The sequence below is a fragment of the Lactobacillus gallinarum genome (genome assembly GCF_002160635.1).
GTDB classification, from domain to species: Bacteria; Bacillota; Bacilli; order Lactobacillales; family Lactobacillaceae; genus Lactobacillus; species Lactobacillus gallinarum.
The window spans coordinates 50,703-64,823 of the sequence record NZ_NFKZ01000003.1 but is presented as its reverse complement, the minus strand read 5'-3'; the positions used below and the strand labels follow the sequence as shown (position 1 = coordinate 64,823).

The window sequence follows — 14,121 nt, the reverse complement described above, 5'->3', positions numbered from 1 at the left end:
GGTATTAAAGATGCACGAAATATTTTTAGATGAATTAAAGAAATTAAACACGCAATTTATGGAAATGGGTGTTTTTGTAAATGATCAAATCGATCAAGCCACTCGCGCATTTGTTGATCATGATAAGAAGACAGCTCAATCTATGGTTGATAATGAAGAAAAGATTCCTACTGAATCAATCGATATTCAAAAAAAGGCCTTGAAATTAATGGCCTTACAACAACCAGTAGCTACTGACTTCAGAGTAGTTATTAGTATTTTGAAGGCAACAACTGATTTGGAAAGAATCGGTGAAAATGCAATGAGTATTGCTCTTGAAACAATTCGCGTGAAGGGTAATCCGAGAATTCCTGAAGTTGAAGAGATCATTTCAAATATGACTCACAATGTTCGTCACATGCTTATTCAAATTTTGACGGCTTACGTACAAGATGATGAAAAGATGGCGCGAGAAGTTGCCAGTCGTGATGGCGTAATTGACCATGATTATGTTAGAGCACGAAAGTTAATTGTTGATGGTATTGAAGATGATCCATCTAGAGCAGTGGCATCATCTAGTTATTTTGTTGTAACTAGATTGTTAGAGCGAATTGGAGATCACATAGTTAATTTAGCTAGCTGGGTTGTTTACAAAACTACTGGTGAACTAGAAGAATTAACGAATCCAAGTGAGACTAAAACCATATAAATTGAAAGAGGAAAGCACAGCTTTTCTCTTTTTTTAATTATTTACGTTATTATTTTACTTTTACTTTATTTATGTTAAAGAGGGTGCCAGCTCCGTTGCTGTTTCAACTGTCTTCTTTGCAGTAAGTTGTATTTTCTGGATTTGGCTTTTGCCAATTATTGTTGGTGTATTTCACTAATTTATAAAGTAAAAGATAAGATCAACTGCAGTTGATCTTATTTTTTTGACTTATTTTTAATTTACTACTTGTTATTTCGACTTTTGCCTGCTATACTAAATAACTGTAAATTCTACCTAAGACTCGGGTGGCATGACGCCTCAAAATCCCGCCGAGGCCAGAAGATAATGAAGATTTTTATGCTCCATGTCTTTCGGCATGGAGTTTTTGCTTTAAAAGGCCTTATAGAATTTATCAATGTAATCATGGAGGTGAAATAATTTGAGTAAAGCTGCTATTGCTGAAAAGGAAAAGCTCGTTGATGCATTTGCTGAAGAACTTAAAGCTGCTAAGGCTATCTTGGTAATCAACTACCTTGGTTTAACTGTTGAAGAAGTTACTAACATGCGTAAGGAACTTCGTGATAACGACGTTAAGATGAAGGTTATCAAGAACACCTACTTGAGACGTGCTGCTGCTAAGGCTGGTATTGAAGGTCTTGATGATACTTTCGTAGGCCCAACTGCTGTTATCTATACTGATAACGCTGATGACATTACCGAACCTGCACGTATCGTTTCTAAGTACGAAGATGATTTCGACGTTATCGAAATCAAGGGTGGTATGCTTGAAGGCAAGTTGACTTCTAAGGATGAAATCAAAGAACTTGCTTCAATCCCAGGCCGCGAAGGTTTGCTTTCAATGCTTGTTTCTGTATTGCAAGCTCCTATCCGCGACTTCGCTTATGCTGTTAAGGCTGTTGCTGAATCTAAGGATGAAGACTCAGCTGAATAATAAAGAAATTATATTTAATATCTAAATTCTAATTTTTCGGAGGATACTTAAATGGCTTTAGATACTGATAAGATTATTGAAGAATTAAAGGGTGCTTCAATTCTTGAATTGAACGACCTTGTAAAGGCTATTGAAGACGAATTTGACGTTACTGCTGCTGCTCCAGTTGCTGCTGCAGGTGCTGCAGATGCAGGTGCTGCTAAGTCAGAATTCGATGTTGAATTGACTGAAGCTGGTCAAGAAAAGGTTAAGGTTATTAAGGCAGTTCGTGACATTACTGGTCTTGGCCTTAAGGACTCAAAGGACCTTGTTGATGGTGCTCCTAAGAACGTTAAGGAAGGCGTTTCAGAAGACGAAGCTAACGACATCAAGGCTAAGCTTGAAGAAGTTGGCGCAACTGTAACCCTTAAATAGTTACAGCCCAACTGGGCATTAAGAATAAGCTCTTTGCTATGTGCGAAGAGCTTATTTTTTTGTATAATAAATTTTATGATGATTGGTTTAGATAAAAAATTAACTCCCTATCAATGGGTAATGGCAATTTTGTCTATCATTTCTATTTTTTTAATTATTTTAGATTTTGCTGCTGTCATCAGTATAAATCAGCCAACCAGTAAATGGTTTTGGATAAACTGTGCTATTGTTTTATTTTTTGCAATAGATTATTTTTATCGCTTCTATGAAGCGGATGATAAAAAGCTGTATTTTAAAACCCACATTTATGATTTATTATCTATTATTCCAATAGGATTATTATTTGTGGGGTTAAATATTTTTAATTTATCAGGTTTAGTTTCTGATTTAAGATTGTTAAGATTGATTCGTCTTGCAGGCCTAATGGGAAAATTAAAAATAATTTTTCATACTAACGGTTTGCTGTATGTTGTCTTTTTTACTATTACCTTCTTATTAGTTGGTGCTGAGGCGTTTGCAATTACCGAGCATGTGTCATTAGATACTGCATTTTGGTGGGCTTTATCGACGGCATCAACGGTAGGATATGATGCAATATTTGGAAAAACTATTCCTCCTCATAGTATTGTGGGTAAATTTGTTACACTAGTTATTATGCTGTTAGGAATTGGTATAGTCGGAATGCTTACCTCATCAATTACTTCTTACTTAATGCGTAAAACTAATGGTGCAAATACACTACATACGCATGACGATATTGAATTAGTACTAAAAAAGCTTGATGATCTTGAGAAACAAAACAAAGATTTAGCTGATCAAAATAAGCAAATGCAAGCAGAAATTCAATCTTTAAAAAAGAGACGAGATGAAAATGAAGTAGAAAAATTTAAAGATTTGCTGGAAAAAAGAAAGGAAAAATAGGATGAGTACAGATAAAAATCAAATGTATTTTGCGACAGATCCAACGACTGCGCATGATGAACATGTGATTGATTATCATGTGGATAACATTGATTTGAAATTTACCACTGACGCTGGTGTTTTCTCAAAAATGCGCGTGGATTACGGCTCTGGCGTTTTGATCAAAGCCATGAAAGAAGTGACTTTTCCACAAGAAAATATTTTAGATGTGGGAACAGGATATGGTCCTATTGGATTATTTTCTGCAAAGTTTTGGCCTAGTCAAACTGTCGACATGGTTGATGTTAATGAGCGTGGTTTGAATTTGGCTAAACAGAATGCACAAGTAAATCACATTTCAAACGTAAATATTTATTCCTCTGATTGTTATGCACAGGTGGATAAGAAGTACGGCTTAGTTTTAACCAATCCGCCAATTAGAGCCGGTAAAAAAGTTGTCAGTGACATCATTACCGGTGCGAGCGATCATTTGGTTGATCAGGGCGTACTTTTAGTAGTTATTCAGAAAAAGCAAGGCGAACCTAGTGCACGTAAGTTGATGACTGCTACCTATGGAAATTGTGAGATTCTTACTAGAGATAAGGGATACTATATTTTGAAGTCCGTTAAGAGGGATAATAATGCTGTCTAGCGCTGATAAAAAGAAATATATGGAATTAGCCATAGATCAAGCTAAAGAGGCTGAGAAGCAAGGAGAGGTTCCTATCGGAGCAGTAGTAGTTGATCCCGAAGGAAAAGTAATAGGCACAGGCTATAATAGGCGGGAATTAGACGGAGATGCTACTCAACATGCTGAAATGATTGCTATCAAAGAAGCATGTCATAATTTGGGTATGTGGCGTTTAATCGATTGCAGTTTATTTGTCACGCTGGAGCCTTGTCCAATGTGTGCTGGTGCAATTATTAACTCGCGAATTAAGGATGTCTACTTTGGTGCACTTGATCCAAAAGCTGGAGCTTGTGGATCAGTTGTGGATTTGTTTGAAGTGGAAAAGTTTAATCACCATCCACATAGCATTCGTGGTTTATATCGTGATCAATGTGCTCAAATGCTGAAGGATTTCTTTCGTGCAATTCGAGAAAAACAAAAGGCCGAAAAATTAGCTAAAAAAGCAGAAAATAATTAAATTTTTAGGCTAGAAACTAGAAAAAAATTGCGAAATACGTTATGATACTTTGTGGGCAATGTTTGACCTCTGAATCGTGTCAGGACCGGAAGGTAGCAGCACTAAGGTTGTTCAGGCATGTGCCTTTTATTAGACAATTACAAACTCTTAACTCTTTTAAAGAGTTAGGAGTTTTTTTACTAGGGAAGAGAATTTATGGCTTATCAAGCGCTATATCGTAAATGGCGACCACGGACTTTTGATAGTGTGATTGGCCAAGAGTCAATTACTGATACTCTTAAAAATGCGATTAAAAGAGGCAAAGTATCCCATGCATTTTTATTTGCGGGACCTCGCGGTACAGGTAAAACCTCCTGTGCTAAAATTTTTGCTAAAGCGTTAAACTGTACTAATCTTCAAGATGGCGAACCTTGTAATGAATGTGCTAATTGTATAGCTGCAGATAAAGGTTCAATGCCTGATATTATGGAAATTGATGCGGCTTCTAACAATGGTGTAGATGAAATTCGTGAGATTCGCGATAAGGTAAAATATGCTCCAACAGAAGGAAAATATAAAGTCTACATTATTGACGAAGTTCATATGCTATCAATGGGTGCTTTTAATGCATTGCTTAAGACACTAGAAGAACCACCAGAACACGTTGTGTTTATTTTGGCGACAACCGAATTACAGAAGGTTCCAGCTACTATTATTTCAAGAACGCAACGCTATAACTTTAAACGCATTTCAAAAGATGATCTTGAGAAGAGAATGAAATATATTCTTGATCAGGAGAATATCAAATATGAAGATAAAGCTCTAGCTGTCATTGCACAAGTAGCAGATGGTGGGATGCGGGATGCGCTTAGTATCTTGGATCAGCTGCTTAGCTATGAGAAAGAAAGCGTCAATTATCAAGACGCTTTGGAAATTACAGGCTTTGCTGCAAAGGAAAATATTGAAAAAATATTGTTAGCATTGCTGGAGCAGAATCCAGAATCAGCTTTAAAATTAGCTCAAACTGAATTAGCGCAAGGGGCTAGTTCTAAAAACATTTTGGATGAATTGATTGAGATGGCAACTAAGAGTTTGATGTTGATCAAGGCGGGAGACGACAACCAGAGTACGTTTTTATCTGAAGATTTTGTACAAAAAATTAAGGATATACCTACAAATATATTCTATCGTCTGATTACTTTAGCAAATAAAGCACTGAATGATCTGCGTTACACTAATCAGCAACAAATTCCGCTTGAAGTATTTTTAGTAGAAGCTGGCAGCAAGCAAGAAGAGCAAGTAGCATCATCGACAGCTGCTCCGGTTCAAGCTGCTCCAGCTAAAGTTAATACTAATATGCAAGCAGAACTAGCTGCATTAAAAAAACAGGTAGTAGACTTAACGCAACAAATTAGTAAGCTGTCCAATAAGCCAATACTGGCTAAGGATCAAGTGTTCCATTTGGATACGGCTGTACCAAAGACGTCTCCTAAAATTACCAAAAAGACAATTGTTAAGGAAGTTAAAAAATCACCAAGAAAAATCAAAAAAACTACAGCAGAAAATCGAAAACAGGTTTATCATGTTCTTGAAAATGCAACCAAAGAAGATCTGACCGCTATTAAGAATGTATGGCCGGATTTACAATCTGTGTTAGAAGTTTCAGAGAAAGCATTATTAGATGTTCTTGAACCTGTGGCTGCTAGTCCAGACCAGGTTGTAATGAAGTGTAAGTATACTTTATGGTTTGAAAATGCTTCAGATGGTGACTTACTGGATAAGTTGACAGATTTGATTGAGAAATTTGCTAAGCATTCATATGGAATTGTGTTAGTCCCAGATGATGATTGGCTTGCTGTGAGAAAAGAATTTGTCGAAAGTCACAAGGAAGAACTGCTTGCTAAGAAAAAGCAACAGATTGAAAATAAAGAATCTAAAGAAAATTCTGAAATAGTGAATAAGGCTAAAGATCTCTTTGGGGATGCTGTAACGATTAAAGATTAAGGAGAAGAATTAAAATGAGTAGAAGACCTAACTTTGGCGGTATGGGCATGGGCGGAATGAACATGCAACAAATGATGAAGCAAGCAAAGAAGCTTCAAGCACAAATGGCCCAAGAACAAGAAAATATTACTGCACAAGAATTTACTGGTAAGTCAGCTGATGATCTTGTAGTAGCTACTTTTACAGGCGATCGTAAGCTTAAAGACATTAAGATCGATAAAGAAGCAATTGATCCAGATGATCCAGATATGCTTCAAGATTTAGTCATTGATGCTGTTAACAAAGGATTATCTCAAATTGATGAAGCAACTCAAGCAAGTTTAGGCAAGTACACGAAAGGTTTGATGTAATTGCAGTATCCATTACCAATAGCTCATTTGATTGATGCTTATATGAGGCTGCCTGGAGTAGGTGAAAAGACTGCCACTCGTTTGGCTTTTTATACAATGGATATGCCAGAAAAGGATGTTGAAGATTTTTCTAAAGCTTTAATTCAAGTGAAGAATGATATTCATCAATGTCCTATTTGTGGAAATATTACTGAAAAAGAAGTTTGTGATATTTGCTCCAATCCTAATCGTGATCAAACTACCATTATGGTTGTTGAACAACCTAAGGATTTGATGGCTTTTGAAGATATGGGTGAATATGATGGTCTTTATCATGTGCTTCACGGTGTTCTTTCTCCAATGGATGGAATTGGACCAGAAGAGATTAATATTAAGTCATTGATTACTCGTTTACAAAAAAATGATGATGTAAAAGAAGTAATTTTAGCTCTTAATTCAACTCCAGAAGGCGAATCAACTGCTATGTATATTAGCAAGTTAATTAAGCCAGCCGGAATTAAGGTTACTCGATTAGCAGCTGGCTTATCTGTGGGCAGTGATATTGAATATGCTAATTCCATTACTTTAAAGCGAGCAGTGCAAGGAAGAACGGCATTATAATGGCTAGAAGAAATAAAAATAAAATTAAAGAACTAGGTGATCAAAAGCTAGTAACTGAAATTGAAAAATTGCAGAATCAACTAGCTTTAGAACAAGATCTAGATCAAAATACTTTGGATTTATCAGATGATAATTATATTCAAGGTAGAATTTTAAAAGCAAAGTATACTTTTTTATATAATGAAGCCCGTCATCGAGGCACAAGATTTAGTGGTATCACTAATGCGATTATGCAGTAAAATTTAAGTCCCATTATGGGACTTTTTTAATTTTATAAATTAAAAATTGCTAGGGCTGTTAATCTATGTGAAACTTCTGTAAAATAGACCTATGGAGGATTTTATGAAAGGTTATTTTGTTAGTTTTGAAGGTCCTGATGGCGCAGGAAAAAGTACAGTTTTAAAAGAGGTTTTGGATAAGATTGGCCCTAAACTTAAGCCACAATATCTTGTGACTCGAGAACCCGGTGGATCAAAAATTGCAGAAAAAATTCGCGATATTATTTTGGATCCAGCAAATGATAAAATGGATGCCAAAACAGAGGCGCTTCTATATGCGGCTGCAAGAAGTCAACACGTAGAAGAAATAATTCGTCCAGCTCTTAGTGAAGGCAAGATTGTCTTTTCAGATCGTTTTGTTGATAGTTCACTAGCATATCAAGGAGAAGGCCGAGATTTAGGGATCAAAGAAGTTAAGCAAATTAATGATTTTGCGACAGGAAAATTAGATCCTGATTTGACTTTCTTTTTGGATATTGCTCCTGAAGTTGGTCTTAATCGAATTCAAAAACTTCGTCCAGGCCAAGAAGACCGGTTAGAACAAGAAAATATGGCTTTTCATAAAAAAGTTTATGCTGGATTTTTAAAAGTGAAGAATTTATATCCAGATCGTTTTGTAACAATTGATGCCAGTCAACCAATTGATGATGTCGTAAATCAAGTAATTGAAACTCTAGAAAAAAGATTGCCAGAGATATTTTAAGGATTGATTAAATGAAATTAGTAATTGCGATTGTACAAAAAGAAGATTCAAATAATCTACAAAGAGCATTTGTTAAAAGCAATTTCCGTGCTACTAAATTAGCAACTTCAGGCGGCTTTTTGAGTCAAGGTAACACCACATTTTTAGTGGGATGCAAAGATGAAGAAGTCGATGATGTACTAAAAGTAATTAAGAAAGAATCACGGGCAAGAGAAGAAATCGCAACACCACATATGATTTCTACAGGGTATGAAATAACTCAACCATTAAAGGTTACTGTAGGTGGTGCAATTTGTTTTGTTGTTCCAGTTGATAAGTTTAAGCGTTTTTAAATGATTGATATTTCTAATATAGGGACGAAGCAAGTCCAATTTTTACAAAGAGCATACCAGCAAAAGAAATTAGCCCATAGCTACTTATTCGTAGATAGCGATGAGAGTCGCGCACTTAATACGGCCTATTGGTTAGCTTGTTTATTTAATTGTACTGGTGAAAATAAACCGGATGGGACTTGTCAAAATTGTAAACAAATTTTATCTGGTAATCATCCAGATGTTCTATTAGTTGAACCTGAAGGTAAACAAACTTTGGGAATCGATCAAGTGCGGCCTTTAAAAGAAGAATTGGCTAAAAGTCCGGTTGAAAGTAGTCGGCGCTTTTTCTTTATTAATGAAGCTCAAAAAATGACCTTATCCGCAGCTAATGGTTTGCTTAACTTGCTAGAAGAGCCCGTTGCTCCTGTAGTTACAATTTTAATTACTAATAACAGTGATCAAATTTTACCAACAGTTCGATCTAGAACTCAGATTATCAATTTTGATAATGGCGAAAAGCCTACTGGAAAGACCGCATTGTTACTAGAAAATGGTTTTTCTAAGAGTGAAATTGAAGAACTGGGTAATCTTGATAAATTAGATCAGGCAATAAAATATTTCTACCAAGAAATGCTAGAACATAATAGTTTGGCTTTAGTTAGTGCACATAAGCTGTCGGAGAATGCTAAATTAGTATCAGAGCAGCGCTATATTTTGGTTAAGTTGAAGTTATTAGCAGAACATGATCTGTCTGATTCGCTTAAGCTAAATATAGCTGCACGAATGCTAGATAATTTGGTTGAAATAGATAAGATGCGTTTAAGCAATGTTAATTTTCGCAATTCTTTAGATTATCTTGCTTTAAATTGGAAGTAGGTGTTTTAAATTGGATCCATATTTAAAATTGCAGAGACTGAAGGAAACAACTGAAAATATGACTAAGACTATTGCTAGTCTTGAGAATGATATTTTAGATACTTTAAAAGAAAATACTGAATTAAAAGTAGAAAATCAGTTGCTTCATGAAAAATTAGATAAATTAACTGCAAATCAGCCTGCGCCGGAAACTAAGACGCAAAGTGGTTTAGAGTCATTAAAGAAGATTTATGATTCTGGTTACCATATTTGTAATATGTATTATGGCTCACATCGTGATCCTAGTGCAGATTGCATGTTTTGTCTTGATATTTTAGATAATTTTGGCGAAAAAAAAGGCATAAAGAAGGATGGCAGATAAATTGAAACGGCAAAGCAGTTATGCAAAAGATGAAGGTAAGTTATACCTGGTTCCTACACCTATTGGTAATTTAGAAGATATTACAATTAGAGCTAAAAAAGTTCTGACTGATGCAGATTACATTGCGGCTGAAGATACCAGAACTAGTGGAATTTTACTAGAAAAAATTGGCGTTCATAATCGCATGATTTCATTTCATAAATATAATTCTAAAGAACGTGCGCCAGAATTAATTAAATTAATGAAAGATGGTGCAGTAATTGCGGAAATAAGTGATGCCGGGATGCCGGTTATTTCTGATCCAGGATATATCTTGGTTCAAGAATGTATTAAAAATGATATTCCAGTGGTTCCTCTTCCAGGTCCGTCTGCTTTTGCGACCGCACTTATTGCTTCTGGTTTTGATGCGCAGCCATTTACCTATTACGGCTTTTTACCACGTAAAAGTTCTGAACAAAAACCCTACTTTGAACAAATGAATCAAGCTAAGGCCACATCTATCTTTTATGAGGCACCGCATCGTTTAGCTAAAACACTGAAAAATTTAGCTACTGTTTTACCTAAAGATCGTCAGATTGTAGCTGCACGTGAATTAACCAAAATTCATGAGGAATTTATCCGTGGTAGCGTTGAAGAAGTAACCGAATATTTTGCTCAAAATGCACCTCGTGGAGAATTCGTAATTTTGATTTCACCAAATACTGAGGCACCAAAACAATTGTCTTGGCCAGAACTGATTGATTTAGTCAATTCCTTAGTAGAAAAAGGCGAATCAAAGAAAGATGCGATTAAGCAAGTAGCTAAAGAGCACCATGTTTCTAAGAATGAGTTATATGATCAATATCATCAAAAATAAATTATGAAATATGCTGAAAACTACCAGATTGAATTTAGAGATTGTGATGAAAATCGTCGTCTAGAGTTGCCGGCTATGGTTGAATTATTGATGCAAGTTTCAGAACATCAATTAAGTAACAGCCATGCTGGTACAGATGATTTAATAAAAAGAGGATTAGGTTGGGTGGTTACTCAATATCATTTTGATATTAAGCGATTACCTGAAGCCGGTGATCAAGTCATTTTGAGTACTAATGCCAGTGGATACAATCGTTTTTTTGAATACCGTGATTTTGGTATTAGTGATTCTGAAGGGAATCCATTGGTTAGCGTAAAAAGCCAATGGGTCATGCTTGATCTTAAAAAGCGCCATTTAGTTCCTGCCGATGTAAAAATGATGGAAGATTGGGGCGTGCCATTACTGAAGAAAATGCCCCGTTTTCCTCGTTTGAGAGCACAAGATAATTATGAGAATAGAAGAAAATATCGGGCAAGATATGATGATTTAGATACTAATCATCATGTTACCAACAGTCATTATTTTAGTTGGTTTGTTGATATGTTAGATCGTGATTTCCTAAGAAATCATGTAGTGGAAACTATTGATATCAAGTTTGATAAAGAAGTACATTATGGCGACGAGATAATTTCTTGCATGAATTTAATACAAAATGATGCTACCAAATCCTATCATGCAGTTGAAACGAATGACGGAAATGAGCAGGCAGTCTGCGAATTGAAGTGGCGTGAGATATAATAAAAGACATGACAAATTGGTCATGTTTTTTTCATGATGAGGGAGGATGGATAAATAGATGAATACAAAAAAGATTTTACGTACAGATTTGCAACAGATGATTTTTTTGGGCATGATAGTCGCAATGAAAATTATTTTGGGGCAATTTTCATTTGGTCCAACTACGGTTAAAGTAGGCCTAGGCTTTATCGGTAGCGTATTATTAGCTTACTTTTTTGGTCCAGTTTGGGGCACAATTGGTGGTGGAATCAGTGACTTGGTCTCCTCTGCTATTTTTGGCAATCAAGGAGGCTTCTTTATTGGTTTTACTTTGACTGCAATGGTTGGGCCATTAATTTATGCATTATTTTTATACGATCATCCAGTTAAAGTGTGGCGAATTGTTGCTTCAACAATTTTAGTAACAATTATTGTGAATATCGGAATGAATACATTGTGGCTTCATCTGATGTACGGGATGAATTTTAACGCTGCTTTAGTTCAGCGATTGCCTAAAGAAATGATTATTCCTTGGGTGCAAATGGTTGTAATCTACGTTGTATTGCAAGCTGTTTCTCGTGTTAAAATAAAAAAGTAATTTAAGCAGAAAGAGAATAATATTAATGAAAATCTTAAGTGTTTCTACAGCTACTAATCATTTAAGCGTTGCCTTAAATGAAGATCAACAAGTTATTGTTGAGAAGAATGAGCGAGATGAACGTAATCATAGCGAACACCTTGATCCATTAATTGAAGAGATTTTAAAAGAAAATAAATTAACTTTAAACGATATAGACCGTTTTGCTGTAGCAATCGGACCAGGTTCATATACCGGGTTAAGAATTGGAATTACTACTGTTAAAATGTTTGCTAGCATTTTAAATAAAGAAGTAGTTGGTATTTCTACTTTGCAAGCTTTAGCTAAAGGGGTTAAAGAACCAGCTTTAGTAATTACCGGTTTAGATGCTAGAAATGATAATTATTTTGCTGCAGGATACATTAGTGGGGACATTCCTAAAAATGTAATTCCGGATGGTCATTACAATATCGACGTCTTGATTAAGGCTATTCAAGAATATGCAGCACAAAATAAGGTCGATAAGATTGTATTTGTTGGTTCTGGTCTTGAAAAGCAAGATGAAAAGATTAAAGCTTTGAATATCCCATATGAATATGGCACCGATGAGCAAAATGTGATTCATGCTGGCTTAATTGGTCAATTAGCAATTGATGCCCAACCAGTAGATCCAGATAAGTTATTGCCAAGATATTTGCGCAGAACGCAAGCAGAAGTAGATTGGCATAAGAAAACAGGAAAGCCATTCGAACCGGATAGTCATTATGTTGAAGAAGTTTAATCAGTTTTTTCATCAATCAGTTAATCAAATTGATATGAGTTTTACGCCATTTATTACCAATGTAAATGGCAAAATTTTGCAAGTAATGCAAGCTAATGATGATAATATTCCAGATCTATTAGTATTAGAGCAGCAGGTTTATTCTGGAAGAACCCCTTGGAACCAATTTTCTTTTGCAACCGAATTGAGAAAAAGAAATAATTCTCTTTATTTAGTGGTTTATCACGCCTCAAATTTGGTAGCATTCATTGGTGCAAGATTTAGTCCAGAAGAAACGCATATTACTAATATCGCTGTTTCTCCGCTTTATCAACATCAGCACATAGGTCATTATTTGATGGAAATGATGATCAATCGTGCTCGTGAGAATGACAGTGATTGCGTGACTTTAGAAGTACGTACGGATAATGAGATTGCTCAACGGTTATACCGCTCATTAGGATTTACAAGCAATTTTATTCGTAAAAATTATTATCAAGATACTCATACTGATGCAATAAATATGGTTTTATGGTTAAAGCCACATCAAATTAGAAGAAAGAAGTTTACGTTTTGAGTGAGAAAAAAGATATTCGCATTTTAGCTTATGAAAGTTCATGTGATGAAACTTCCACAGCTGTTATCAAAAATGGACGTGAAATTGAAAGTTTAATTGTGGCAACACAAATCAAGAGTCATCAAAGATTCGGTGGTGTAGTACCAGAAGTTGCCAGTCGTCACCATATTGAAGTTGTTAGCCAAATTACTAAAGAAGCTTTGAATGAAGCAAACTGTGGTTGGAAAGACATTGATGCTATTGCGGTTACTTATGGCCCAGGACTTGTCGGTGCGCTTTTGATCGGTGTTAGCGCAGCTAAGGCAGCCTCAATGGCTACTGGTATTCCTTTGATTGGTGTCGATCACATTATGGGTCACATTATGGCAGCGCAATTAAAGGATGAGATTGAATATCCTGCTTTGGCATTGCAAGTTTCTGGTGGACATACTGAAATTGTCTTGTTAAAAGATCCAGTTCATTTTGAAATTATCGGTGATACTCGTGATGATGCCGCTGGTGAAGCATACGACAAGATTGGCCGTGTACTTGGGGTAAATTATCCAGCAGGTAAGACCATTGATGCATGGGCTCACGAAGGAAAGGATACCTTTAACTTCCCACGTGCAATGATGGAAGATGATGACTATGATTTCTCATTCTCAGGACTCAAGTCAGCATTTATCAACACTTGCCACCATGCTGATCAAATTCATGAAAAGTTGAATAAATACGATTTGGCTGCCAGCTTCCAAGCTGCGGTAATTGATGTTTTAGCACATAAGACGATTCGTGCAATTAAGCAGTACAAGCCTAAGACCTTTATCATGGGTGGTGGAGTTGCTGCTAACCATGGTTTGCGTGATCGCATGAGTGCAGAAATTGCTAAACTACCTAAGGCAGATCAACCAAAGGTGATTTTACCAGATATCAAGCTTTGTGGTGATAACGCTGCGATGATTGGTGCTGCTGCATATAATCTTTATAATGATAATCAATTTGCGGATTTGACTTTGAATGCTGATCCATCACTTGAATTGCCATATGCTAAGAGCATGTTGAATTAAATAGAATAGATAAAAAATCCT

The 14,121-nt window shown here is 35.8% G+C and carries 20 protein-coding genes, 1 other RNA gene, 1 pseudogene and 1 other annotated feature; all 22 genes and pseudogenes read left to right on the top strand.

Going from position 1 to position 14,121, the window contains the following annotated elements; genetic code table 11:
• Nucleotides 1–10: 10 nt before the first annotated feature.
• The gene (gene phoU / locus B5E95_RS02180; protein ID WP_025005220.1) at nucleotides 11–688 is read left to right on the top strand and encodes a phosphate signaling complex protein PhoU; all 678 of its coding nucleotides are present in this window, start codon (nucleotides 11–13) and stop codon (nucleotides 686–688) included.
• A 61-nt stretch (nucleotides 689–749) separates the two neighbouring features.
• Nucleotides 750–866 (top strand): annotated as a pseudogene (locus B5E95_RS10820) (AEC family transporter); the annotation flags it as partial.
• A gap of 97 nt (nucleotides 867–963) precedes the next feature.
• Nucleotides 964–1,085, top strand: a sequence feature (ribosomal protein L10 leader region).
• A gap of 42 nt (nucleotides 1,086–1,127) precedes the next feature.
• Nucleotides 1,128–1,640, top strand: coding sequence for a 50S ribosomal protein L10 (rplJ, locus tag B5E95_RS02175; RefSeq protein WP_087175982.1), 513 nt, complete (start codon nucleotides 1,128–1,130; stop codon nucleotides 1,638–1,640).
• A gap of 51 nt (nucleotides 1,641–1,691) precedes the next feature.
• A complete protein-coding gene (gene rplL, locus B5E95_RS02170) occupies nucleotides 1,692–2,054 on the top strand; it encodes a 50S ribosomal protein L7/L12 (RefSeq protein ID WP_003625909.1) in 363 nt (120 codons plus the stop codon).
• 75 nt (nucleotides 2,055–2,129) lie between these two features.
• Entirely contained in the window at nucleotides 2,130–2,975 is an 846-nt protein-coding gene (locus tag B5E95_RS02165; protein ID WP_087175983.1) for an ion transporter, read from the top strand.
• 1 nt (nucleotide 2,976) lies between these two features.
• Entirely contained in the window at nucleotides 2,977–3,606 is a 630-nt protein-coding gene (locus B5E95_RS02160; protein WP_087175984.1) for a class I SAM-dependent methyltransferase, read from the top strand.
• A complete protein-coding gene (gene tadA / locus B5E95_RS02155) occupies nucleotides 3,596–4,102 on the top strand; it encodes a tRNA adenosine(34) deaminase TadA (protein ID WP_087235487.1) in 507 nt (168 codons plus the stop codon). Before B5E95_RS02160 ends, tadA begins: the two co-directional genes overlap by 11 nt.
• 42 nt (nucleotides 4,103–4,144) lie before the next feature.
• An RNA gene (gene ffs / locus B5E95_RS02150) (signal recognition particle sRNA small type) lies at nucleotides 4,145–4,244 on the top strand.
• Between the two features lie 53 nt (nucleotides 4,245–4,297).
• Nucleotides 4,298–6,085: a DNA polymerase III subunit gamma/tau gene (dnaX, locus tag B5E95_RS02145; protein ID WP_025005217.1), complete on the top strand. Its 1,788-nt coding sequence runs from the start codon at nucleotides 4,298–4,300 to the stop codon at nucleotides 6,083–6,085.
• Between the two features lie 14 nt (nucleotides 6,086–6,099).
• On the top strand, nucleotides 6,100–6,435 hold the full coding sequence (locus B5E95_RS02140) for a YbaB/EbfC family nucleoid-associated protein (RefSeq protein WP_003625916.1): 336 nt from the start codon (nucleotides 6,100–6,102) through the stop codon (nucleotides 6,433–6,435).
• Nucleotides 6,436–7,035: a recombination mediator RecR gene (recR, locus tag B5E95_RS02135; RefSeq protein WP_025005216.1), complete on the top strand. Its 600-nt coding sequence runs from the start codon at nucleotides 6,436–6,438 to the stop codon at nucleotides 7,033–7,035.
• Nucleotides 7,035–7,274: a YaaL family protein gene (locus B5E95_RS02130; protein ID WP_087175986.1), complete on the top strand. Its 240-nt coding sequence runs from the start codon at nucleotides 7,035–7,037 to the stop codon at nucleotides 7,272–7,274. Before recR ends, B5E95_RS02130 begins: the two co-directional genes overlap by 1 nt.
• 103 nt (nucleotides 7,275–7,377) lie before the next feature.
• Nucleotides 7,378–8,016, top strand: a complete 639-nt coding sequence (gene tmk, locus B5E95_RS02125; RefSeq protein WP_087235486.1) for a dTMP kinase — start codon at nucleotides 7,378–7,380, stop codon at nucleotides 8,014–8,016.
• Between the two features lie 11 nt (nucleotides 8,017–8,027).
• Nucleotides 8,028–8,348 carry a cyclic-di-AMP receptor gene (locus B5E95_RS02120; RefSeq protein WP_025005213.1) on the top strand — a complete coding sequence of 107 codons (321 nt, stop codon included), beginning with the start codon at nucleotides 8,028–8,030 and terminating at the stop codon, nucleotides 8,346–8,348.
• The gene (locus B5E95_RS02115; RefSeq protein ID WP_087235485.1) at nucleotides 8,349–9,206 is read left to right on the top strand and encodes a DNA polymerase III subunit delta; all 858 of its coding nucleotides are present in this window, start codon (nucleotides 8,349–8,351) and stop codon (nucleotides 9,204–9,206) included.
• A 10-nt stretch (nucleotides 9,207–9,216) separates the two neighbouring features.
• Complete coding sequence (yabA, locus tag B5E95_RS02110) at nucleotides 9,217–9,567, top strand: DNA replication initiation control protein YabA (RefSeq protein ID WP_025005212.1); 351 nt, start codon at nucleotides 9,217–9,219, stop codon at nucleotides 9,565–9,567.
• A gap of 1 nt (nucleotide 9,568) precedes the next feature.
• Nucleotides 9,569–10,423, top strand: a complete 855-nt coding sequence (gene rsmI, locus B5E95_RS02105; protein ID WP_087235506.1) for a 16S rRNA (cytidine(1402)-2'-O)-methyltransferase — start codon at nucleotides 9,569–9,571, stop codon at nucleotides 10,421–10,423.
• Between the two features lie 3 nt (nucleotides 10,424–10,426).
• Nucleotides 10,427–11,161 (top strand): acyl-[acyl-carrier-protein] thioesterase, encoded by a 735-nt coding sequence (locus B5E95_RS02100; protein WP_087235484.1) that lies wholly within the window; start codon nucleotides 10,427–10,429, stop codon nucleotides 11,159–11,161.
• A 58-nt stretch (nucleotides 11,162–11,219) separates the two neighbouring features.
• Complete coding sequence (locus B5E95_RS02095) at nucleotides 11,220–11,738, top strand: folate family ECF transporter S component (protein WP_087235483.1); 519 nt, start codon at nucleotides 11,220–11,222, stop codon at nucleotides 11,736–11,738.
• 25 nt (nucleotides 11,739–11,763) lie between these two features.
• A complete protein-coding gene (gene tsaB / locus B5E95_RS02090) occupies nucleotides 11,764–12,498 on the top strand; it encodes a tRNA (adenosine(37)-N6)-threonylcarbamoyltransferase complex dimerization subunit type 1 TsaB (protein ID WP_087235482.1) in 735 nt (244 codons plus the stop codon).
• Nucleotides 12,482–13,054 (top strand): ribosomal protein S18-alanine N-acetyltransferase, encoded by a 573-nt coding sequence (gene rimI, locus B5E95_RS02085; RefSeq protein WP_025005207.1) that lies wholly within the window; start codon nucleotides 12,482–12,484, stop codon nucleotides 13,052–13,054. The genes tsaB and rimI overlap by 17 nt, the downstream gene beginning before the upstream one ends.
• The gene (tsaD, locus tag B5E95_RS02080; RefSeq protein ID WP_087175992.1) at nucleotides 13,051–14,100 is read left to right on the top strand and encodes a tRNA (adenosine(37)-N6)-threonylcarbamoyltransferase complex transferase subunit TsaD; all 1,050 of its coding nucleotides are present in this window, start codon (nucleotides 13,051–13,053) and stop codon (nucleotides 14,098–14,100) included. The genes rimI and tsaD overlap by 4 nt, the downstream gene beginning before the upstream one ends.
• The last annotated feature ends 21 nt before the right edge of the window (nucleotides 14,101–14,121 follow it).

Excerpts from the sequence above, each read along its gene's own strand:
- B5E95_RS02165 (WP_087175983.1), top strand. The coding sequence starts at position 2,130 with ATGATGATTGGTTTAGATAAAAAATTAACTCCCTATCAATGGGTAATG.
- B5E95_RS02130 (WP_087175986.1), top strand. The coding sequence starts at position 7,035 with ATGGCTAGAAGAAATAAAAATAAAATTAAAGAACTAGGTGATCAAAAG.
- phoU (WP_025005220.1), top strand. The coding sequence starts at position 11 with ATGCACGAAATATTTTTAGATGAATTAAAGAAATTAAACACGCAATTT.
- B5E95_RS02095 (WP_087235483.1), top strand. The coding sequence starts at position 11,220 with ATGAATACAAAAAAGATTTTACGTACAGATTTGCAACAGATGATTTTT.
- dnaX (WP_025005217.1), top strand. The coding sequence starts at position 4,298 with ATGGCTTATCAAGCGCTATATCGTAAATGGCGACCACGGACTTTTGAT.
- B5E95_RS02140 (WP_003625916.1), top strand. The coding sequence starts at position 6,100 with ATGAGTAGAAGACCTAACTTTGGCGGTATGGGCATGGGCGGAATGAAC.
- B5E95_RS02100 (WP_087235484.1), top strand. The coding sequence starts at position 10,427 with ATGAAATATGCTGAAAACTACCAGATTGAATTTAGAGATTGTGATGAA.
- B5E95_RS02120 (WP_025005213.1), top strand. The coding sequence starts at position 8,028 with ATGAAATTAGTAATTGCGATTGTACAAAAAGAAGATTCAAATAATCTA.
- B5E95_RS02115 (WP_087235485.1), top strand. The coding sequence starts at position 8,349 with ATGATTGATATTTCTAATATAGGGACGAAGCAAGTCCAATTTTTACAA.
- rimI (WP_025005207.1), top strand. The coding sequence starts at position 12,482 with ATGTTGAAGAAGTTTAATCAGTTTTTTCATCAATCAGTTAATCAAATT.
- tmk (WP_087235486.1), top strand. The coding sequence starts at position 7,378 with ATGAAAGGTTATTTTGTTAGTTTTGAAGGTCCTGATGGCGCAGGAAAA.
- tadA (WP_087235487.1), top strand. The coding sequence starts at position 3,596 with ATGCTGTCTAGCGCTGATAAAAAGAAATATATGGAATTAGCCATAGAT.
- rplL (WP_003625909.1), top strand. The coding sequence starts at position 1,692 with ATGGCTTTAGATACTGATAAGATTATTGAAGAATTAAAGGGTGCTTCA.
- tsaB (WP_087235482.1), top strand. The coding sequence starts at position 11,764 with ATGAAAATCTTAAGTGTTTCTACAGCTACTAATCATTTAAGCGTTGCC.
- B5E95_RS02160 (WP_087175984.1), top strand. The coding sequence starts at position 2,977 with ATGAGTACAGATAAAAATCAAATGTATTTTGCGACAGATCCAACGACT.